Source organism: Pseudoalteromonas sp. HL-AS2, assembly GCF_031198805.1.
GTDB classification, from domain to species: Bacteria; Pseudomonadota; Gammaproteobacteria; order Enterobacterales; family Alteromonadaceae; genus Pseudoalteromonas; species Pseudoalteromonas nigrifaciens.
The window spans coordinates 419,912-442,426 of record NZ_CP133572.1; the positions used below are offsets into that span (position 1 = coordinate 419,912).

The following is a 22,515-nucleotide window of genomic DNA, read 5'->3' on the forward strand; positions in this document are numbered from 1 at the left end:
AACGCATGTTAATGCTAACTACTCTCATTTGCAATTGATTATTCTATATAAATAAAAGCTTTGCCTATGTACTCGTAACGCAATAGCAGCCTTTAGTGCCAGCAATTAATAACTGTGAATTAAACCCAGCTGTTAAGTTACTAATTACAGTTTCTACAAAACCGCTTCCTTGCGAGCACGCTAGTCCTTCGGATAGCGGCCCGGCATAAACAAAGTCCCCATTTTTATCAATAATTACAGCAGCAGGGGTTGCTGGAATGGCTTGCTTAAGTTGTTGTGTAAGTTGCAACTCTTGCACGGCAAGTCCTTTACTTTTTGCAAATGCTTGCAACGTCGTAATGTGCGCTTGTGCTTGCTTAGTACAACCGCAATTTTGCTCTGTAATAATAACAAGCGATGCCACGGTATTACTAACCACTAACTGTTGTTTAAATTGCTCAAACCAATTTTGTTGCTTTAGCATTTGCGATTCATCAAACGGCTTTAGTTGCCCAAGCTGAAAGTACACCAGCCCAGTCACAACCAGTATAAACCACGCGGCAACAACCCCTACAATAAAGTAATTCGACTTACTTAAATTTTGCAATACTTTGCTCTAATACATCAATACTTACGTCAATTAACTGTACTTTAGCTGTTAACTGCTTAACTATTTTTGTGTCTTGATATTGGTTTTGGCGCATTTTGTCTGTGCTTAGTGCTATTTGCGCCGTATTACCCGCTTGCTCGGCAACTACTTGAGCCACTGAGCTAGTACTGCTTGATACCGCTTTAATTTGTTCACTCATAGATGAAATGTTTTCTTTCATCGTGGTGCTTATTTTTGTTAAGTCGACTACAAAATCAACACATTGGCTCATAGACTGAGTAGATGTGCGGCTATTGCTAACCAAATCTTTTAGCGTAGCGGCTATTTTAGCCGTAGTTGCTTGGCTATTAGTAGCAAGTGAGCGCACTTCTGATGCGACAACAGCAAAGCCACGACCATGCTCTCCGGCTCTAGCGGCTTCAATTGCGGCATTTAAAGCCAGTAAGTTAGTTTGATCTGCTATTCCCGATATTTCATTAAGTAAACCCGATATTACGTCGCCTGCGCCAACAAGATGATTTATTTGCTCTTCCGTATGATTAAGTAGTGTTAATAGCTCTCTGCTTTTACTGTCTGTTTGTGACACTTCTTGCAAGGCATTGGTCGCAGCTTGAGTAATATTATCTACTTGGTGTTTTAATACTTCACTTTCTTGCTCAACAAGTTTAAAGCCATGAGCAACTTGCGCACCAGAACTTGCAATATCGTCGGTTTGTTGGGTGCGCTGATCTGCACCTTCGGTTAACTCGTCGTGCACTTGGATCAGCTCTTGTGAGCTTACCTTTAATGACTCTGATTGAGTTTTTACTTGTTTAATTACATCTGACAAATACTCTAATAAGGTATTAAAGCCGGCTACCGCTTGGCTTTTTTGATCATCAGCACGTAAAGAAAGTTTAATATGATTAGGGTCTTGCATTATTTGCTCTGTCGCTGAGCTTAACGATAGCCCAGCACTACGTTCGCGCTGCAATGTTTTAGCAATATAGCCTGCAACAAACACTTCAACAATGGCATAACCTGCGTGTATTAGCACTGTTGTAAAGGCAAGCCTATCTGGATCAAACACGTAAAAACCTGTGTTTTGAGTTTGTAGGTAATAAAACGATAAGTGATGTACAGCAACAAACACAATAGCAGTTATAAAAACACGCCATTGCACAAACATAATTAACATCGCCATTAAAATAAATATTTCAAAATGCACTTCAATCAAACCATAGGTTTGTTGAATATGTAAAAAAGAAAACATCATAATGGCTGCAGCGACAACGTGGGGCGTTAAAGCACTATTAGGTTGGGTTTTTAATAGCCAAATTGGTAATAAGCAAAGCGGTAAGCCAACAATAAAGGCTTCGCTCAATGTGCCAAAATATAAACCAACACCTATTGATTCTATAAATAAGAGGCTAAAAATAACCGTAAATAAACGCGCAACACTAGACATAGTAGCCTTAAATTAAGTTTTTTAATAAAAATTAAGCGAGGCAATACGTATTAAAGTTTAAAAAAGTTCATCGGTTCCCCCTAACAAGCAAAAAAATGCTGAAATATTACACTTAACTTAACTAAGTAGACGAGTTAATTACATTATTTAAATATATTGACCTAATTGAATTGTTATTTACCCAACAAGCTAATAAGTTTATGTACAAGCAAAGCCGGCTATTTAACCTGCACTTTAGTTAGAACTTTATTATCCAGAGTTAAGGCTATTTAATAATAGGTAATATTTTTTTAAAGTTAGGTGTTGCTGCTTGCTTGGTCCATTGAAAAATAATGCTCTCGGTACTGGAAATGATCGCACCAGCTTGGCGTAGTTGCTCAGTAGCAATTATTTTGTGGTTGTCGTTACGTGAACCTATCGCATCAACTGCAATGATCACCTCATAGCCGTACTGCAATAAATCTAAGCATGTTTGCAACACACAAACATGCGCTTCGGTACCAATAACCACGACTTGCGGGCGAGTATACTTAGCGAGTTGCGCTAAAAACCCGGGCTCTGCACAGGCACTAAAGTGGGTTTTATGAAAATAATCTGCTTGTGGCAAAGCATCCTGTAAGGTTTGATTGGTTGCGCCCAAACCTTTTTTATATTGCTCTGTAATAAGGGTCGGTATTTTGTGCACTAAGCTGGCTTGCGATAACTGTAATGAGCACTTTAAAATAGCGCTAAAGTCAGCTATGGCTGGCTCAAGTTTCGTTTGTATATCAATAATTAATAACACACTGCGTAAAGCATCCACATTACTCATTTTGCTCATACTTCCTCCACTGTCCTGTTTAGTGTTAACTGCTTGTAACTAGCTCACTCTAATACGAACACCAAAACAAAGCTACTCTGCTCGCTGTTAGTATTGTTCAACTAGGCTTAAATAAGTTATTAATACACTGATACAACTCATTTTTATTGATGGGTTTGGCTATAAAGTCATTCATACCGGCGTTTAAGCATTTTTCTTTATCTTCGGCAAACGCATTGGCAGTAATAGCTAAAATTAATACGTTTTTACAATCATTTGGCATTTGGCGTATTTTTTGTGTGCATTGGTAGCCATCCATATTGGGCATTTGGCAATCCATTAAAATCAAATCTGCGGGGTAGCTTTCTAAGCAATGTAACGCTTCAAGGCCATCGTTTGCCGTTTTTATCTCGCATCCCGTTGCAATCATCATTTTGGTGATTACTATTTGATTAATTGGATTATCCTCTACGATTAAAATACGTTTTGCTGCTAAATCAGGAACAGAACTGTCGGCTATCTCCTTAACTGGAGCCTGGCTTAGAATGAGTGGGATTTTTATTTTAAAACAGCTTCCTACCCCTTCTTCACTGCGCAGGGTAAGCGAGCCGCCCATCAGCTCAATTAATCGTTTACTAATTGTTAGCCCAAGCCCAGTGCCGCCATATTTTCGGGTAGTGGAAACATCAGCTTGTGTAAATTCTATAAATAAATTTTGTTGTTGCAGCGCAGAAATACCAATACCAGTATCGGTAATTTTAATGAACAAACAATCATCCTCTGCAAAGCAATCCATAGTAATTAAACCAGTGTCAGTAAATTTACCCGCATTACTGAGTATATTGTTGATAACTTGAGAAAAGCGTAGTGAGTCTAACGCTATAAATGGCGGTAATTCTGGAGCAATAGTTAGCTTAAATGTAACGTTAGCGCTTAATCCCGAGTTATCAAAAACAGTGGCTAATTGGCGTATTAGTTTTTTAATTTCAGTTGGTTGCACATCTAACTTTAACGCATTAGCTTCTATTTTAGAAAAGTCGAGTATCTCATTTAAAATAAGCAGTAAGTTATGGGCACTTTGTTGGATCATTTGCAGCTCATTTTGTTCATCGGCAGCAATTTTAGAATTTTTTATTAGCAACTGAGTCATGCCCAAAATACCATTAAGCGGAGTGCGAATTTCGTGACTCATATTGGCCAAAAATAATGACTTAGTTTTATTTGCTTTATTAGCAACCCCTACAGCTTTAATTAGCTCCTGTGTTTTATCTTTAACTTGTTGCTCAAGCTTTAAATTAAAGTTTTTAAGCTGATTATTCAACGCTTCATTTTTACTGTTTGCGGTGCGTAACTTATTAAAGTTATTAGTCATCTTAAGGGCTAAACTTGCAAACTGTTGTTGTAACTTTTCAACCTCGTACCAGGTATTAGTATGCGAAACTAACCCTACTGTTTGTTCATCGGTTTCGAAGTTATCTATTTGCTCGGTTAACTTTATTATCGGCGTTACTAACCACTTACTTAGCTGCGTAATAAAAACACTGGTTAGTACAATTATAAATAAGATCAACACCAGAGATTGCCCCCACGCTTGGGCTGCAACATTATTGGCATACTTTTTATTCATTAATGTGAAAATACGCCAATGATTTAATGCCGATGTAGTGTCTTTTGAGTAATATTGCTGCGCGTTTGTTGCTGTAAATGCGCTTGTTTGTTTAAGACTTTGCAGCGCAACTACATCTTGTTTGCTAAGGGTTTGCATCTGCTTAAAGTCATTTAAGGTTGAAAATACTACCTGATTGCTTTTATCTAATATAATTAAGTCGGCTTGGCGCTTAAATAAGGTAGGTTGTAAATCACTAAAGTTTTCAAATAATAATGAGCCCTCTACTATCCCCTTAAATTGCTGGTTATTATAAACAGGGGCCGATATTGCCACTATTGATTGCTGTCCAAACCCTCTTCCTTTAAAAATACCAGAAATAAATCCATTTTGAGAATCAATTGCTTGGTAAAAATAATCGCGATCAGCAACATTAGCAACAGCCTTACCTTTTAACTGCTGTGTTTTTGACGTTGTGGGATAAAAGTAATTTACGTTGGCAAGTTCATCGGTACTTATAGCAGTTATAAACCCAGGATATAACTTCCCTAAAAGCTCAATAGCACTTTGTGGGCTATGCCCTACGCTAATATTTTGTGCGGTCAGTATTACTGCTTTGCGATGGTTTTCTAAATATAAATCTAGGCTTTGCGCTATTTGTTGGGACTTTTCATTTAGTTGTGCGTTTATTTCGTATTCAACCCTAGAGTAATGGTTATTAATAAGCACAATTGAAGTAAGCACTACCACTAAAATAACGAGCAAAGTTACAATATAATTAAGGATTTTATACAAAGAACCATAATGGCGAGACCAAGAATGGCGATTAAAAAAGAAACTAAATAAATCAATTACGCATAAATAAATGGCGGCATTTAAACAATATTTAGCAAGCGCAGTAACCAAAGGTAAAAAGCTAATATTAAGAAAGTAATGCCCAACCCCCCACAGTAATGGCATTGCTACTACAAGCCAAAACAGCATTCCTCTAAAAAATAAAGGCCTAGAATAGCGCAGACAAAAAAAGTACACCCATAGTATCTCTAAACCAAAAACGATTGAAGGCCAAGCATGCCCCCAACGATAAAATATGCCTAGGGTGCTTAAAGTAAACACAACTAACGAATAGCGCCAGCCAAATAATAATAAGCTTAAAAGAACAAAAAATTGCCCTAATAAAAACTCAGAACTATTAATAAATAAGATTGGTAGGGTATTTACAAAAGCAGCGGTAATACCAAATAAACACGACACAATAAAGTTAAAGTAGCGATGCTTACTTGCTAGTAAAGGCATAATTAGATTCCAATAAATTGCTGTTGATTCAATTTGTTCCTACAACAGCTATTATTTACATATAGCTTAAACTAAGCCATATGCTGCAATTTGCCAAGTTTAATTAACACTACTGCAACTACTTTCAATTTGTAACACACTATTTGTTACATTAAATTTTGAACGCAACAGGTTTTCGACCTTTAAGCGACATGCTTTATCGTGTTTTTCAATGGTGCAGTGTTTTTTTAGCACTATATGCGCACCCACTATTACCGTTTTATCTTTTCGTACTACAGTTACATTATGCACATTTTTTACATGCTGAATTGTGGTAATTGCTTGCTCAACTTTAGCTACTTTAGGGAGTTTATCTTTATTTATATACAGCCCTTTAACGCAACTTATAATAACCTTAATACCGGTGAATAAAACGAATGAAGCAATTAACATGCTCGATAAAATATCGATAATATCCCAACCAGTCAGGTAAATTAACACTCCGGCTATAAAAGTAGAAATAGTAGATATAATGTCAAAAAACGAGTGTAAAAACACCGCATATACATTAATACTCGCTTTACGGCCTTTATATAACACCCAAGCAGCGGCACCATGAAACAAAAAACCAAGCGCGGCAATGGCCGACATTAAAAAGCTATTTATTTCAAGTTCGTTGCCTTCATGATGGTGCATAAAACGCTCGCCACCTTCATACAATATAACCAAGCTAATTGCTAAATATAAAAAGCCATTTATAAGGCCTCCTACTAACTCAGCACGCTGATAGCCATCGTTATAGGTTTTAGCAAAGTGAATCGCCAAGCTCGAGGCAATTAAAGCAATAAATAAAGAGCTGTTATGAACAAACAAGTGCCCTGCATCGGCTAATACTGCTAGTGAGTTGGCGTAATATGCGCCTATTAATTGAATAACCATAAAAGAGCAGGTGATCGCCAAAGCAATTAATAAACGGCGACGGGAAGCTTTATGTGTCGTTATTTCGGTCATGAAATACTTAAGTACCTATACTTAAAACAAAGTAAGCTTCGAAAAAGCTCAACGGGGAATACGTAATGATATACAGTATCAATTATAATACGTAAACCTAATAAACGCACTAAAAAATTGGGAAAATAGAAACTTCTGTACTAAAAGTATTTAAAAAGGTATAAAAATAACAATATATTATAAAAATAATAACGTTTAATGTTTAGCTTGGAGAAACAAGTGAGTGATGACTCAATACTAAAATTGTGGCAGGTTTTAAATAAACTCAGTTTAGCTATTTTATTATACGACAATAAAAATAATACTTATTGTGTTAATACTGCGGCGCAAATTTTATTTGATTTAAAGCATTGCGACAATTTAGATAGCACTGCATTTAATGCTGTCACCCTCCTGAGCGTGCATAATAATAAACATATTGCTATTGAGTCATTATTCGATTCAAAAACTAGCACTAATATACAGCTAAAAAAACAACAACAAAGCATACCGTTAAATATCGCCCTTACCCAATTATCTGATTCTGTTTCTATGTTGTGTTTAGAGCCTTTAAAAAGCGATGTAATTGAGCTCTATAATTTTGATCGGGTTATTTCTGAAATATCAACAGACTTAATCGACATACAAAATGATGATATAGATTTGCATATTAATTTTGCGTTAAAAGCCATTGGCACTGCATTTGCTGCCGATCGTAGTTATTTATTTGAATTTAATACCGACAACGAAACCATTACTAACACCCACGAATGGGTGAATGAAGGCATTGAACCTTTCAAACAAAGGTTACAAAATGTGCCAAAAACCGAGCTACCCTACTTTTTTGAAGTAATGAACGCTACGCATTTGTTTCAGGTAAACGATGTTTTAAAATTACCTCAAGCAGCAAACGCTGAAAAAGTTGAGTTTCAGATACAAAAAATACAATCTGTTTTATGCATAGGGCTCCTTTTTGATAAAGAGCTTATTGGTTTTATAGGCTGTGACTGTGTTAATTTTAAGCGCGCATGGACACACATTGATCTGATCAGAATAAAATTAGTGGGCGAAATAATTGCCAACGCATTAAAAAATATAGATTACAAAAAAAAGCTGCAACTAGCCCAGCAACAACTTATTACTGCTAATCAAAAATTAAGTTTATTAGTTAATACCGATGGTTTAACTAATATTGCCAATCGCCGCTGTTTTGATGAAACACTTAAAAGTGAAATACAACGTTGTGCTCGTAATAAGCATTCACTTAGCTTAATTATGTGCGATATAGACTTTTTTAAACGCTATAACGACAATTATGGCCATCAAAAAGGCGATGACGCACTTAAGCAAGTTGCTAAAACACTAAATAAACTTTGCAGGCGCGAAGGTGATTTAGCTGCGCGTTATGGTGGGGAAGAATTTGCAATTATTTTGCCTTCGCTTAACGCAGCAGAGTGCCATCAATTTGCATTATTATTACAACAAAAAATAGCGCTGCTAAACATAGTACATAGCGACTCTAGTGTTGCAAAAACACTCACACTTAGCGTGGGCTTTTATAGCGCATATCCAACTAAAAACACCCGCCCCGAAACAATTATTAATAATGCTGATGCAGCCTTATATGAAGCTAAAGAAACGGGCCGTAATAAAATTTGTCAGTTTTTTGAAAGTAATTGAATATCACCTTACTAGGGTCTGTTGACCCTTGCGGATTAAAATTTGTTCAAACTAGGGGCGATTTAATCACGGCGCGAGGTTTGTAACCTAGTGGGCTAAGTGAAAACCGAGTAACAGAGAGTCAATCGCCCCTAGGCAGAACCCTTCGGGCAGCGCATGTTTGGCATTGATGCTACGTTATCGCCTATTTATGGGGAATAACCACACCACATAGGCTCTGCCTTGCCTAAATACCAAACACACTGCTGTAAATTTAACCTTGAAAGATCAACAGACCCTGACTATTTTATAGTGAAACCACATCAGTAATGTTACTCTAGCAACGTTGAAATTATAAACAACACTAACAATTCAACTTGTTAACTCTTTATTATTAGAAGGAATATTTACATGGACCCGATTGCACAAGTGCTCAATACAATATTTACCGTTGAAGCATTTTTACTCATTTTTGTTTTAGTACTGCTAAAAAGTAGTGTCAAATTTGTACCACAAAACCGCGCTTGGTTAATAGAACGCTTTGGTAAGTATCAATCAACTAAAGAAGCAGGTCTAAACTTTATCATCCCATTTATTGATCGTATTGCTGCAGATCGCAGTTTAAAAGAACAAGCACAAGACGTGCCTTCACAGTCGGCAATCACTAAAGATAATATTTCGCTTACTGTAGATGGCGTTTTGTATTTCCGTGTGCTTGACCCATATAAAGCAACCTACGGCGTTGATGATTACATATTTGCTGTAACTCAGCTTTCGCAAACAACCATGCGTTCTGAGCTTGGTAAAATGGAATTAGATAAAACTTTTGAAGAGCGTGACGTACTGAACACTAATATTGTCACTTCTATCAACCAAGCGGCAGAGCCTTGGGGTATTCAAGTATTACGTTACGAAATAAAAGATATTGTGCCACCACAATCTGTAATGGAAGCGATGGAAGCACAAATGAAAGCAGAGCGAGTTAAACGCGCACAAATACTTGAATCTGAAGGTGACCGTCAAGCCAATATCAATGTGGCCGAAGGGCGTAAACAAGCTCAGGTATTAGGTGCTGAAGGTGAAAAGGCAGAACAAATTTTACGCGCAGAAGGTGAAGCTAAAGCAATTATTGCAGTTGCCGAAGCACAAGCCGAAGCCCTGCGTAAAGTGGGTGAAGCTGCCGATACAGAGCAAGGCCAAAAAGCAATCCAACTTGATTTAGCAACTAAAGCAATAGCTGCAAAAGAAGCCATTGCCAGAGAGTCATCAATTGTATTGCTTCCTGATAATGCCACCGATGCAAGCTCAATGGTTGCACAAGGTATGGCCATTATTAATAGCTTAAATAAAAAGCATCAAGGCTAATAACTAAATAAAGGAGTCGGTATGGAATTTATTACCCAAAATTTACCACAAACCTTAATGGTACTTGGGGTTCTTGCGCTGATCATAGAAGTAGCCGTATTGGGGCTCTCTACCTTTATATTGTTATTTTTTGGCTTATCGTTATTTATAACCGGGCTGCTCATGAGTATGGGAATATTAGCCGACTCTATGACTACTGCGCTTTGGAGTAATACTCTAATAACAGCTGCAATTTCTATATTGCTTTGGAAGCCCCTGAAGCGGATGCAAAATAATGTTGAGCGTAAACCAGTTAATAGCGACTTTGCAGAGCTGACTTTTGTACTTAACCAAGATGTGACTATTGAAGGGTTAAGTACTCATCAGTATTCTGGCATTAGCTGGCAACTTAAAAGCAAACAGCCCATTAGCGCCGGTACGCAAGTTAAAGTAACTAAAAAAGAAGTTGGTGTAATGTGGGTTCAAAGCATTTAAAAACCTACAGCAATTATATTTTTCTAAACAGTTAAAATAACAATAAACGGGCAATTAAACACTGCCCGTTTATTTTGTTGAGTATTTATAATAAATAATCGCCTACCTCCTCCCTCGCACTTTGCTAACTAAGTTGATAGCATTAAAAAATGATGTAAGGAATATATCGTTATGACAAATCAACATAAACACACTTTGGTTGTTGAAGGGGGTGCAATGCGCGGTATTTTTGCAGCCGGTGTACTTGATGAGTTTTTAAAACAAAACTATCAACCATTTGCACGTTATTTTGGCGTATCTGCAGGGGCTACAAATGTAGCCGCCTATTTATGCAAGCAACCAATGCGCAATTACAAAGTGATCACCGACTATTCATGTCGTCCTGAGTTTATTAATCTTGCGCGCTTTATAAAGGGTGGCCATTTATTTGATTTAGACTGGCTATGGCAAGAAACCATTCGTGAAATACGGCTAAACACCGAAGTGTTTGCGCAAAACCCGGCAGACTTTTATATTGTTACTACGGCTATCGAATCGGGTAAAGCCCATTACTTAAAAGCCACCAGCACCGATATGGTCGAGCAATTAAAAGCGTCTTGTGCTATTCCTATTGCGTATCGCGACTATCCAATAATTAATAATATAGCCATGACCGATGGCGGCGTAGCCGACTCTATTCCCGTTATAAAAGCGTATGAAATGGGTGCACGTGAAATAACCGTTATTTTATCTCAGCCTTTGGGTTATCGTAAAAGGCCAAGTAAAGCACCATGGTTAACTAAAAAAATATATAAAAACTACCCGGCACTTATTAACACAACCCTCGCCAGAGCCGATGTTTATAACCAAAGTATTGATTTTATTAATAACCCACCCGCTGATTGCCGGGTAAATATTATAGCGCCACCAGTTAATTTTAAAGTGGGCCGTACCACTAAAAAGCTTGCAACCCTTAACACTGGCTACCAAATGGGTGTAGACGCCGCAAAAGCATTTTTAGCTTAATTCAAAACTAACTTAAGCTATATATTTAAAATTACTGCCCTTTATTTTAAATAAACATTAAAACACTTTAGATATTGTTAATAAGCTCTTATCCTATGGCGGAATTTTGATAAGTGAGTTATGTATTGTTTCTCATGAAATATTATGAGCATTAGCAACTCCCATTGTATTTTTTTATTAAGTATTTAGGAACACATTGAACGTGGACATTTTTAACGCAATTATTTTAGGTATTATTGAAGGTATTACTGAGTTTTTACCTATTTCGTCAACCGGGCATATTATTGTAGCAGCGCAATGGTTGGGTATAGAAGCAACGGCTACTAATCAAGCATTCGGCGTAATTATTCAATTAGCCGCCATTTTAGCGGTACTAGCCAACTATAAAGATAAGTTCACTCCAAAACATCTTAACTTATGGATAAAAGTAGCCATCGCATTTATTCCGTTAGGCATTATTGCTTTCATTTTTAGTGACCTAATAAAAGCACTATTTAACGTACCTGTTGTGGGAGTAATGTTTATTGTTGGTGGGGTGATTTTTTTACTACTAGAGCGCAATTATAAAGAACAAAACTGCACCATTACCGATGTTACTCAAGTGACTTATAAGCAAGCAATATGGATTGGTATAGCCCAAGTATTTGCACTTATTCCTGGTACAAGCCGTGCGGGTAGCTCTATTGTAGGTGCTATGTTGTGTGGCTTAAACCGCAAAGCCAGTGCTGAATTTTCATTTTTACTTGGTTTACCTGTACTTGCTGCAGCGTCTGGGTATGATTTGCTAAAGCATTATGACTTATTTACTTTTGACGATTTAACCGCCCTTGCTGTAGGCTTTGTTACCTCTTTTATAGTGGCCTATTTTACAATTAAATTATTTATCCGCTTTTTAGAAAACTTTACTTTTGTAAGTTTTGGTATTTACCGCATTGTATTTGGTGTTATTTTATTAACCATAGCTTACGTTTAAAACATATTTAAGAGAGAAAATAATGAACGAAAAAATAAATCAAGAAGCACTCCACGCACTTAAAATAGCATTTACCTACATGCCTAAAGCAATCGAGGTGACTAAATACGAGTACGGCGAGCGTTATCAAACCGTACTTGATCATATTGAAGCCGTGCGCGAAACACTTCTCATAAACGATGTAGATCCTGAGGAAGTAGGCGGCGATATAAATCCAGAGTACACACCAAATTCAACCTATTAAATAATCATAAATTGCGTTAGCTTATTTACTATTATTTAACTAGTATATTTAACTAACACTCTAAAAAGTAAGGATCTATTATGAATAACAAAGTGATTGGTATCGTGCTTATTATTATTGGCGTTGCGTTGGCTATTTGGGGGTATGATGTTTATGAAGCAGCTGGCTCACAAGTTAGCCGCGCGCTAAGTGGCGACACGCCAATAGAAGCATGGGCCGGTATGATCGGTGGAGCTGTGTGTATAATAGTCGGCATTACCAGGGTTAAGTAACATACAGCTTATAAACGCTGCATGTTAAAAAACAAAAATAATCAGTGTTTATTTAACCCCTAAATTAAATATTAAAAAAAGCCGCCTTTGGAGAAGGGCGGCTTGGGTGAACAAACAGCTATGGGTGTATTTTTGCTGTTATATCAAGAGACGTTTTTTAACTAACCTGATGCAGATTAACTAAATTAAGCTTGCTCTGTTTCATCGCTGTGGCGAATTAAGTAATCAAACGCACCTAAACTGGCTGTTGCACCACTGCCCATAGCAATTATTATTTGCTTAAATGGCGTATTGGTTGCATCCCCCGCACCATAAACGCCTGGGAGTGATGTTGCGCCTTTGGCATCAATTAAAATCTCACCAAATTTGCTCAGTTCAAGCTCGCTGTCTTTTAGCCATTCTGTATTTGGTATTAAACCAATTTGTACAAATATGCCCGCAAGAGTGAGTTGCTTACTGTCGCCACTTACGCGGTCGGTGTAAGTTAAACCGGTTACTTTTTTGCCATCGCCGAGTACTTCGGTTGTTTGTGCACTTTTAATAATAGTAATATTAGCCATACTGCTAGCTTTGCGAATAAGTACTTCGTCGGCACGTAATGTATCGGCAAATTCAAGTACCGTTACATGTTCTACAATATTGGCTAAATCAATCGCGGCTTCTATACCTGAATTACCGCCACCAATTACCGCAACCGGTTTGCCTTTAAATAAGGGCCCATCGCAATGTGGGCAATATGCCACACCGTGGCCACGATATTGTTGCTCGCCAGTCACGTTCATTTCGCGCCAGCGTGCGCCTGTTGCCAGTACCAGCGACTTGGCACTCAGTACCGCGCCGTTTTCTAGAGTAATTTCGTAACCATTATTATTGCGACTAAGCTTAGCTGCGCGTTGATTATGCATTACATCTACATCGTATTCTTTAACGTGCTCTTCTAGTTGTGCTACCAGTTTTGGCCCTTCGGTGGCTTTAATCGAAATAAAGTTTTCGATTGCTAAAGTATCGGCTACTTGTCCGCCAAATCTATCTGCAACAATACCGGTGTTTAACCCTTTTCGTGCTGAGTAAATAGCAGCCGATGCACCCGCAGGCCCACCACCAATAACTAACACGTCAAACTTTTCTTTTTTACTTAACGACTCAGCTTGGCGCTGTGCACCTTTGCTATCTACTTTATTGAGTATGTCGGTTAGGCTTAGTGCACCTTGGCTAAATGGTTCGCCATTTAAATAAACAGCCGGTACAGCTAAAATGTTGCGCTCTTCTACTTCGCCTTGAAATAACGCGCCATCTATCATGGTGGCTTTAATTTTATTATTAGTTGCTGCCATTGTATTTAAAGCCTGCACTACTTGTGGGCAGGTTTGACAACTTAAGCTTATATACACTTCAAAATTAAGCGCTTGGTCGAGCGACTTTATTTGTTCAATGTCCTCGGCTTTTGCTTTACTGGCATGTCCGCCAGTGTGCAACAGCGCTAACACTAAACTAGTGAATTCGTGGCCCATAGGTACACCCGCAAAGGTAATATGGGTGTTTTTAATAGGTGAATGTACAACCATTGACGGACGACGCGCGCTTGTGTCTGGGTTGTTTATTACCGTAAATTTATCGCTTAGTGAGGCTAAATCGTTTGCTAAGCTTGCTACTTCTGTTGATTTTTTGCTGTCGTCCAAGGCGATAAGCAGCTCAACAGGTTGAGTAAGCGATTCAAAATGGCTTTTTAATTGATTTTTTATGTTGTTATCTAACATGGCTTAACCCTTTTAGAAAATTTAAACAGCAAGCCTCCCATGCCAAATAATGCATGTGCTTAAACAAGTATATTGAAATAGGAGGCACCAACAAACGGATGTTCGTTGATTTAAGGGCAGTTACCTGCCCTTACTTGGTAAGTCGAGTACTTAGATTTTACCAACTAGGTCTAGTGAAGGTGCAAGTGTGTCTTCACCTGGCTGCCAAGATGCAGGGCAAACTTCACCGTCGTGAGTTGCAATGTATTGTGCAGCTTGTACTTTACGAACGAGTTCTTTAGCGCTACGGCCAATACCTAAATCGTGAGTTTCGATAATTTTAATTTCGCCTTCTGGGTTCATTACAAATGTTCCGCGAAGTGCTAAGCCTTCTTCTTCGATCATTACGCCAAAGCTACGTGTAATACGCCCTGTTGGGTCGCCAATCATAGGGTAAGTAATTTTACCTATTGTGTCTGACGTGTCGTGCCATGCTTTGTGAGTAAAATGAGTATCGGTAGATACTGAATAAACTTCTACGCCCATTTCTTGTAATTGTGCGTAATAATCTGCCATGTCGCCAAGTTCAGTTGGACATACAAAAGTGAAATCTGCTGGGTAAAAGAAGAAAATAGACCATTTACCAAGTACGTCTTTTTCAGATAATTCTACAAAGTCGCCGTTGTGGTAAGCGGTTGCATTGAATGGTTGTAATTTTGTGTTGATTAATGAAGTGCTCATGGTATTTCCTCATTTATGTTTAATGTATTTAAAAAGTAATCAACGCTATCGTTTTAAACGACCTTCTGCGTTGGCTTGATTAATACTATAAGACTAATGATAATTTAAATAAAATTGATTGTTTAGATTGATTCAATCAGTTTTTAAGATGGTGGTTTGGCAAATTACTTTTATACGCAATTTTTTAAGGTAGCTATTAGTAATACTGTTACAATAGCCGCGCTAAATACTCACCATATAAACGAGGCGTGCTGTTATGGAAAAATTTATTAACCACATACAACTAGGCTACTTGGGCTTGCTCCCATTTTTAGGCTGTGTTGGTTGGCCACTAATGTTTGGCAGTAACAGTGTAAACTTAGAGTTTTTTACTTTTTACAGCATTGCTATTTTAGCCTTTATGGCGGGTAACTTATGGCGCGCTGGTGAGCAAAGTTACAGTAATGCTATAAAAGCAGTTATTGTAGTTATACCTGTACCGTTTTTATCATTTTTACCAGTTGAATGGGCGCTTGCGTGGTTAGCGGTAAGCTTTTGGTTGGTGCTTATTTTTGAAAAAGCCTCACCGCAATGGCAAAGTTACCATAAAGATTATCAAAAAATGCGTTTTGTACTTACCTCTGTCGTGTTTGTATGCCATATATTTACTATTGGTATGAGCATTTACCCTAACTAATTTAAACTATTGCGCTTAAGGGCACACCATGATTGACCAATTGCGCCAGCAACTTAATACGCTTGGCGAAAACTACGTAGAAAAAAAAGCGGTATTTAAAATTAAAGTTATTCCATTTTTTTGTGCCATTAGTATAAAAAAAGATCATAAAAGTGAAGGCCGTCTGAGCTTTTATTCTAATCAACTCATTGAAATACTTATGGTGGTATTATTTGTTTTGTTTGGCCTATCTATTTACGACATAGACGCTGGCTTTACCCATGGCCCTATTCATATTATGTTCGCAATTTTAATTACCTTTAACCTTATACTTAAGCAAGTGGCCATTGAAGGGTTAAAAACACGTTTAGCCATGCTGCGTTTATATGAGCAACAAGCGTTAAATAATAACGCCGACGTTATCATTGCAAATAGCGATAAAAATACTAAATAACCTGATCTCAAGCAGCTATTTTCAGCGCTAACTGCGTTGAATTTACTTGCAATAGGCCAGCTATTGACGCGTAAATTCGCCTTGTTTTCACTGAAAACCTCTGGCTAGAGAAAATTAAATATAAATATGATTCAATACGTTAGTAAATCTCTTAACCAGAGTCCAGGTTAAATAACTTATGTACCTAAATCCCAAATGGAAAATACTCACTGTGGGCGATGGCGATTTATCGTTTTCTAACGCGCTGCATCAACACCTAAAGCCGAGTTTGTTGGTTGCCTCTACGTTTGATGACGCAGCAACTATTGAGTATAAATACCAAGACAATGCACTAAGCACTTTAAAAGCCAATAAAGTAACCGTACTTAATAGCTTTGATGTTACAAAACCCCATTGCTGGCAAAACCTAAACGTTAACTTACATAGCTTTGATGTGGTTATTTTTCAATTTCCGCTTGTTCCTGCCTTTGTGGGCCGCGAAGCGTTTGAAAACAATACTCAACAAACCAGTATGAACGTATTTAATCGTGCTTTACTGCACCAATTTATAAAATACGCTAACGAGTATGCACTTAACCCCAATGGCCCAATGCTGTGCTATATCACTTCAAAAGACGTAAAGCCTTACCGGGAGTGGAATATAGAAGGCAGTTTAAATGCACGTTTAAACGCTGAGTATTTAGGGCAGATGCCATTTGATATTAGCCGCTTTGCCGGTTATAAAATTCGCAATGTTGACCGTGATAAACACGTAAAAGACACCAGCGGTATTACCTATGTATTTAGCCCAAAACAGCATAGCGAGTTAAGCTGCCACCTTACTTTGCCGCATTATTTAACCCCAAATCACTGCTCACTTTGTCGTGTTGGCCCTTATATGGCAACCGAGGACGAAAACAAACACTTAAATGCCAAAAAGCATCAGCAAATGCTGCGCCTAGAACACGACTGGCAACAATGGCTTAATGCCTTTTATGCTTAACGCTTAATTTAAGGATTAGCCTGCTTAATTAAATCGGCCGCTTTTTCAGCAATAGCAATAACCGCAGCATTGGTGTTACCGGTTATTATGCTGGGCATAATTGAGGCGTCTACTACACGTAGCCCTTGTATAGCGTAAACTCGCAGCTCATTGTCAACCACTGCAAGTGGATCATTACCCATTTTACAGGTGCCTACCGGATGGTATTCGGTATCGGCCGTTTGACGAATAAATTCAATCAATTGCTCATCGTTATTTATATCAAGCGGGTAAACCATGTCACCACGAATAGCATCAAATGCACTGCTTTGCATTATTTGTAATGTTTTTTTCAGCCCTTGTAACATCACTTTTATATCGTCGGGATGGCTTAAATAATTAGGATCGATTAGCGGCGCGCTGCGCGGATCACTATCGGCTAACTTAACAGCACCGCGGCTTTTAGGGCGCATAATACTACTATGAATACTGTAACCATGGCCAATGTGTAATTTTCGGCTGTGATCATCCACTAAACCCAGCACAAACTCTAGCTGTACGTCTGGCGCAGGGGAGTCATCAAATAACTTAATAAATGCATGCGACTCTGCAAAGTTAGTAGTTAAGCACCCTTGGCGCTTACTAAACCAATCTATACAGCCTTTTAACACCCTAGCAGCCCCTAGGATACTCAAGCCAAACGTGCCTTTACTGGTTTTTGCTCTATACAAAGGCACCACTGTAAGGTGGTCGTGTAAGTTAGCCCCCACCCCTTCTAATGGTACTATCACCTTAATATTATGTGCGTGTAAATGGTTGCTGGGGCCAACTCCTGAAAGCATTAATAGTTGCGGCGAATTAATTGCCCCGGCACTGAGGATCACTTCGTTATTGGCGTATAAATTAACCACCTGTTTATTACGTTCAATTTGTACACCTTGCGCCATATTATTGTTTATTATTACTTTATTTACATGGCTATTGGTTAATACGGTTAAGTTTGCACGTTTTAAATGAGGAGTTAAGTACGCTTTAGCTGCGCTGCAACGCTCTCCATTATGTTGCGTAACCTGTGAAAGCCTAGCACCTTGCTGCTCGGTTGCATTTATATCGTTATTTAAACTCACCCCTTGCTCAACGCAGGCATTTAAAAAACATTGATTTACTGGGCTTGGCTCATTCAATTCTTGTACGTGAAGTGGCCCTTGTGTGCCATGTAACTCACTATTGGTAAATGTTTTATTGTTTTCGGCTTTTATAAAGTAGGGTAATAAACTGTCATAATCCCAGCCACTATTGCCATTGGCCGCCCACTGATCGTAATCGTATTTATTGCCTCTAATATACACCATGGCATTAATAGAGCTTGAGCCACCCAATACCTTACCTCGTGGCATAAAACCACAGCGATTATTCAGCTCTTTTTGCGCTACTGTATTGTAATGCCAGCTATTAATACCATAAGGCACACTTGCAGCAACCCCTGCAGGCATTTGTACAAAAGCAGTATTATCGCTAGAGCCTGCTTCAATTAAGCACACACTTACATTAGCATTTTCTGATAGCCGCGAGGCAATAACACACCCTGCACTGCCCGCGCCTACTACAATGTAGTCAAATGTTGTATTCATAGCATGCCTTTTATAATTTTCACAAATTGCCCATAACCACAATATTGCATAGATAAAAACATAAAAACTTGATATTTTTAGACACTCAACAGCAAAGGTTAACTATGAGCAGCTTAATAAGAGCCACGTCTTTACAAGGTATTGATACGCTAATTTTAGAATTTGGCGCAAATGTAACTGCCATTATGCAAGCGTGTAATATTAACGTTGATTTTACTCAGCTCGAAAACCAATATGTAAGCTATCGTTGCTATGCAGCATTATTAGAATACTGCGCACAACAATTTAATTGCCCCAGCTTTGGCTTAAAGCTCGCCAGCCGACAAAGTTTTGATATTTTGGGTTATATTTCTATTGCCGCTAAAAGCGGTACCTATTTAAGTGATGCACTCGATTGGGTGGTTAAATACTTACATTTGCACAGCCCTGCTCTTCGGCTTACGGCTCATCCATTAGAGGACGATAAAAGCTTATTTTTATCGTTCGAAATTAACCTCAACCCGCTACCTAACATTAACCAAGTTACCGAACTAACGATTGGCTTAGCAATGGGAGCGATTAAAAAGCTTAGTAATAACCAATGCAAACCTATCACAGTTTTTTTACCACAAAAGCTCACCACTAGTAAGTATGCTTATAACAGCTATTTTGACTGTAAAGTAATAGAGCACCGTAACAGCGCGGGTATTGTGATTGCGATACAAGACTTAAGCATAGCACTTGAACAAGGGGAGCTGACAAACGTAGAGGCTGCACGAAACTTTTTAGCTAAAAATAGTCAATACAACAGCCCATTACCCATTCAAGTAAGCGCGTTAATGCGCCCCATGCTGCCTATTTATCAGTGCTCTAATCACACGATTGCTGCGGCGCTTAATATGCATCCACGTACTTTGCATCGCAAACTAGCTAAGCATAATACCAGCTTTGTAAAACTCAAAGATGCCACGCGCCGTGCACTTGCACAGCACTACCTAACACAAGGGCAACTTACTATATCAACCATATCAGAATTATTGGGTTATCAAGAACAAGCCACATTAAGCACCAGTGTTAAACGCTGGTTTGGCTGTTCTCCTCGCGCATTTAGAACAAATAATTGTTAAACTGCGTATCACTTTTTATGAATTTATAGAGTTGAGTATGAACTTTGTTATTGTCGGTACTAATTTTATTAGCGATACCTTATTAAAAGCAGCCAACACCTTAATCGATTTTAATTTATATGGTGTGTGCTCGCGCGCAACAACGAGCGGCGAAGCCTTTTTAGCTAAACACCCAAAAAATACTCAAGCAAAAATATTTACTTCAATAGAGCAAGTTTGCCAAGACGAGCACGTAGATGCCGTTTATATTGCCGCACCAAATAGCTTACATCAGTTATATGCAGTGCAATGCTTAGCAGCAGGTAAACATGTACTGGGAGAAAAACCAGCAGCGGCCAATAGTGCCGAACTAGCCGCTATTATAGCAACCGCTAAAAAGCATCAATGCTTATACATGGAAGCCATGATGACCACGCATTTACCCAACTTTGCACTGTTGCAACAGGCCATGCTAAAAATTGGTACGCCGCGTAAGTTTATTGGACAATATAGTCAATATTCGTCGCGCTACGATAAATATAAAAATGGCGAGCGCCCAAATACCTTTTTACCTCAATTTGCTAATGGTGCTTTGGTTGATTTAGGCATTTATCCACTGTATTTATTAATAGCACTGTGGGGCGCACCAAATAGTGTACACGCAAGTGGTGTACTCCTTGATACAGGTGTAGATGGCGCAGGCGATGTACTCTTAAATTATCACGATAAACAAGCGGTGATCAGCTACTCAAAAATATCGCAAGGCGATAATATTACCGAAATACAAGGCGAACTTGGCCGCATTCGGATTGAAGCAGTGTCGCAACTCAAAAAAGTAGAGTTTATTGCTAACAACGGTGAACGTGAACTACTTTCGCAGCCTTTTGATGAGCATTTTATGAAATATGAAGTTGATCATTTTATGCAAATGGTGACACAAAAAGCGCCGCAATCGGATATTAATACACACCAGCTTAGTGTTGATGTAATGCATGTACTTGATACCGCTCGCGCGCAATTAGGTGTTGTATACCCAAACGATAAAGCGTTTGAGACAAATTAAACCTTTGCTATAGTGCCTATTAGCCGCTTTATAATATGAGTGTTAGTTTAATAGCTAACACTCATACGTTTTTAACTACTTTTTAGCTTGTGAAGCAACGAGCTTAACAGTCGCAACAACATATGTTTTCTTTAACAATAACAAAGCGTAAGTTGCTTAATATGTTGTTTATCGAATAAGTTTACCTCGAGTATCAAAAACAGGTAGAATGCGCCAAATTTAATAGTGATATACAAGGAAAATAATGCATTCATCTACGAAAGAACTCTTACTCGCTGTTTTTTGTATATTGCTCGCTATGGTAACTATCCAATCTGGTGCGTCGCTTGCCAAGCAACTCTTCCCTATTGTAGGCCCTGAAGGGACTACTGCACTGCGTTTAGGTTTTTCTGCCACTATTTTATGCCTGATTTTTAAACCGTGGAAACACTTACCTGCCGCAGGCCAACGATTTCCTATTTTAATTTACGGCCTGAGCCTCGGCGGTATGAACATTTTGTTTTATTACGCCATAGAGCGTATTCCACTGGGTATTGGCGTTGCACTTGAATTTACCGGCCCATTAGCAGTTGCATTATTTTCATCGCGCCGTAAGCGTGATCTATTTTGGGTAGGCTGTGCTATTGCGGGCATTTTATTATTACTGCCTGATATGAAAGGCCAAGAAAGCCTAGATCCGGTTGGCGTTATATTGGCGCTTGCCGCTGGTGCATGTTGGGCAGGTTATATTCTTTTTGGTAAAAAAACCGGTAATCAAGGCTCTGGTGGTGCAACTGTGGCTATGGGTATGACTATTTCGGCCATTGTACTTGTGCCCTATGGCGGAATTTTGCAAGCCTCTTCATTCAGTTGGGATATTATTCCGTTAGGTATTGCTATTGCAGTACTCTCAAGCGCCCTGCCGTATACCCTAGAAATGATCACTTTGCGTAATATGTCGTCGCAAGGCTTTAGTATTATGATGAGTTTAGAGCCCGCAATTGCAGCATTAGCCGGATTACTCATATTAGGCGAACTATTGTCTATTTGGCAGTGGCTGGCAATATTACTGGTAATTATTGCCTCTGTTGGCAGTTCAACTTCAAAACCACAAAGCAGCAGTTAAACTATCCTCATTAAGCGATTAGGGCGTATTAACCTTAGGGATTAAAATTTGTTCAATTTAGAGGCAATTTAATCCCGGCGCGAAGTTTGTTATCTAATGGGCTCAATAACTGCCCCGGCTTTATTTTACTGGCTTACATCCATGCAGGAAAAGTTACTTCCCCCTAGATAGAAGCCTTCGGGCAGCACATATTTGGCATTTATGCGTCGTTATCGCCTGCTTCTGGGGAATAACCACATTACATAGGCTCTGCCTAGCCTAAAAAACAAACGCACTGCTGTAAATTCAACCTCAAAAGATAAATACGCCCTACCCCCTAGTGACTTTAATTTTTTAATGAAAACGGCCATATTTTTTGTCTCATTTCTGCTTGTTACTTTAACCCT

Annotated in this window: 21 protein-coding genes; 13 read left to right on the forward strand and 8 right to left on the reverse strand. The window is 38.5% G+C overall.

Annotated features, from left to right (window positions below; translation table 11 throughout):
- Positions 1-64: 64 nt before the first annotated feature.
- The 5 genes from RB215_RS16755 to RB215_RS16775 all read right to left on the reverse strand — a co-directional run bounded on the left by RB215_RS16755 (position 65) and on the right by RB215_RS16775 (position 6,727).
- Positions 65-586, reverse strand: coding sequence for a DUF6436 domain-containing protein (locus RB215_RS16755; protein WP_309217207.1), 522 nt, complete (start codon positions 584-586; stop codon positions 65-67).
- A complete protein-coding gene (locus tag RB215_RS16760; protein WP_011329907.1) occupies positions 570-2,036 on the reverse strand; it encodes a methyl-accepting chemotaxis protein in 1,467 nt (488 codons plus the stop codon). Before RB215_RS16760 ends, RB215_RS16755 begins: the two co-directional genes overlap by 17 nt.
- Positions 2,037-2,301: 265 nt before the next feature.
- The gene (locus RB215_RS16765; RefSeq protein WP_011329906.1) at positions 2,302-2,856 is read right to left on the reverse strand and encodes an isochorismatase family protein; all 555 of its coding nucleotides are present in this window, start codon (positions 2,854-2,856) and stop codon (positions 2,302-2,304) included.
- A 97-nt stretch (positions 2,857-2,953) separates the two neighbouring features.
- Complete coding sequence (locus RB215_RS16770; protein WP_309217208.1) at positions 2,954-5,737, reverse strand: response regulator; 2,784 nt, start codon at positions 5,735-5,737, stop codon at positions 2,954-2,956.
- Positions 5,738-5,836: 99 nt separating this feature from the next.
- The gene (locus tag RB215_RS16775) at positions 5,837-6,727 is read right to left on the reverse strand and encodes a cation diffusion facilitator family transporter (RefSeq protein WP_011329904.1); all 891 of its coding nucleotides are present in this window, start codon (positions 6,725-6,727) and stop codon (positions 5,837-5,839) included.
- Between the two features lie 219 nt (positions 6,728-6,946).
- Here RB215_RS16775 and RB215_RS16780 point away from each other — a divergent pair, with 219 nt between their 5' ends.
- The 7 genes from RB215_RS16780 to RB215_RS16810 all read left to right on the forward strand — a co-directional run bounded on the left by RB215_RS16780 (position 6,947) and on the right by RB215_RS16810 (position 12,698).
- The gene (locus RB215_RS16780; RefSeq protein ID WP_309217209.1) at positions 6,947-8,386 is read left to right on the forward strand and encodes a diguanylate cyclase domain-containing protein; all 1,440 of its coding nucleotides are present in this window, start codon (positions 6,947-6,949) and stop codon (positions 8,384-8,386) included.
- A 390-nt stretch (positions 8,387-8,776) separates the two neighbouring features.
- Positions 8,777-9,730, forward strand: coding sequence for a slipin family protein (locus tag RB215_RS16785; protein WP_011329902.1), 954 nt, complete (start codon positions 8,777-8,779; stop codon positions 9,728-9,730).
- A 21-nt stretch (positions 9,731-9,751) separates the two neighbouring features.
- Positions 9,752-10,204 carry an NfeD family protein gene (locus RB215_RS16790; protein WP_011329901.1) on the forward strand — a complete coding sequence of 151 codons (453 nt, stop codon included), beginning with the start codon at positions 9,752-9,754 and terminating at the stop codon, positions 10,202-10,204.
- Positions 10,205-10,375: 171 nt separating this feature from the next.
- A complete protein-coding gene (locus RB215_RS16795; protein ID WP_041454910.1) occupies positions 10,376-11,209 on the forward strand; it encodes a patatin family protein in 834 nt (277 codons plus the stop codon).
- Between the two features lie 202 nt (positions 11,210-11,411).
- Positions 11,412-12,182, forward strand: coding sequence for an undecaprenyl-diphosphate phosphatase (locus RB215_RS16800; RefSeq protein ID WP_309217211.1), 771 nt, complete (start codon positions 11,412-11,414; stop codon positions 12,180-12,182).
- A gap of 22 nt (positions 12,183-12,204) precedes the next feature.
- Entirely contained in the window at positions 12,205-12,426 is a 222-nt protein-coding gene (locus RB215_RS16805) for a hypothetical protein (protein WP_011329898.1), read from the forward strand.
- Positions 12,427-12,506: 80 nt separating this feature from the next.
- The gene (locus tag RB215_RS16810) at positions 12,507-12,698 is read left to right on the forward strand and encodes a DUF3185 family protein (protein WP_011329897.1); all 192 of its coding nucleotides are present in this window, start codon (positions 12,507-12,509) and stop codon (positions 12,696-12,698) included.
- Positions 12,699-12,883: 185 nt separating this feature from the next.
- Here RB215_RS16810 and ahpF read toward each other — a convergent pair whose 3' ends face one another.
- Positions 12,884-14,455 (reverse strand): alkyl hydroperoxide reductase subunit F, encoded by a 1,572-nt coding sequence (ahpF, locus tag RB215_RS16815; protein WP_011329896.1) that lies wholly within the window; start codon positions 14,453-14,455, stop codon positions 12,884-12,886.
- A 150-nt stretch (positions 14,456-14,605) separates the two neighbouring features.
- Positions 14,606-15,175 carry an alkyl hydroperoxide reductase subunit C gene (gene ahpC, locus RB215_RS16820; protein WP_011329895.1) on the reverse strand — a complete coding sequence of 190 codons (570 nt, stop codon included), beginning with the start codon at positions 15,173-15,175 and terminating at the stop codon, positions 14,606-14,608.
- Positions 15,176-15,431: 256 nt separating this feature from the next.
- On the opposite strand from ahpC, the gene RB215_RS16825 reads away from it, so the two are divergent.
- From RB215_RS16825 to RB215_RS16835, 3 genes are all read left to right on the forward strand, one after another.
- A complete protein-coding gene (locus RB215_RS16825) occupies positions 15,432-15,851 on the forward strand; it encodes a DUF3429 domain-containing protein (RefSeq protein ID WP_011329894.1) in 420 nt (139 codons plus the stop codon).
- A 28-nt stretch (positions 15,852-15,879) separates the two neighbouring features.
- Positions 15,880-16,284, forward strand: a complete 405-nt coding sequence (locus tag RB215_RS16830; RefSeq protein WP_011329893.1) for a hypothetical protein — start codon at positions 15,880-15,882, stop codon at positions 16,282-16,284.
- Positions 16,285-16,462: 178 nt separating this feature from the next.
- Positions 16,463-17,266, forward strand: a complete 804-nt coding sequence (locus tag RB215_RS16835; RefSeq protein ID WP_309217212.1) for a class I SAM-dependent methyltransferase — start codon at positions 16,463-16,465, stop codon at positions 17,264-17,266.
- An 8-nt stretch (positions 17,267-17,274) separates the two neighbouring features.
- Here the strand turns inward: RB215_RS16835 and RB215_RS16840 are convergent, their stop codons facing one another.
- Positions 17,275-18,876: a GMC family oxidoreductase N-terminal domain-containing protein gene (locus tag RB215_RS16840; protein ID WP_309217213.1), complete on the reverse strand. Its 1,602-nt coding sequence runs from the start codon at positions 18,874-18,876 to the stop codon at positions 17,275-17,277.
- 104 nt (positions 18,877-18,980) lie between these two features.
- On the opposite strand from RB215_RS16840, the gene RB215_RS16845 reads away from it, so the two are divergent.
- From RB215_RS16845 to RB215_RS16855, 3 genes are all read left to right on the forward strand, one after another.
- The gene (locus tag RB215_RS16845) at positions 18,981-19,982 is read left to right on the forward strand and encodes an AraC family transcriptional regulator ligand-binding domain-containing protein (protein ID WP_309217214.1); all 1,002 of its coding nucleotides are present in this window, start codon (positions 18,981-18,983) and stop codon (positions 19,980-19,982) included.
- Positions 19,983-20,019: 37 nt separating this feature from the next.
- On the forward strand, positions 20,020-21,024 hold the full coding sequence (locus RB215_RS16850) for a Gfo/Idh/MocA family protein (protein WP_011329887.1): 1,005 nt from the start codon (positions 20,020-20,022) through the stop codon (positions 21,022-21,024).
- 244 nt (positions 21,025-21,268) lie between these two features.
- Complete coding sequence (locus RB215_RS16855; protein ID WP_089369173.1) at positions 21,269-22,129, forward strand: DMT family transporter; 861 nt, start codon at positions 21,269-21,271, stop codon at positions 22,127-22,129.
- Positions 22,130-22,515: the final 386 nt, after the last annotated feature.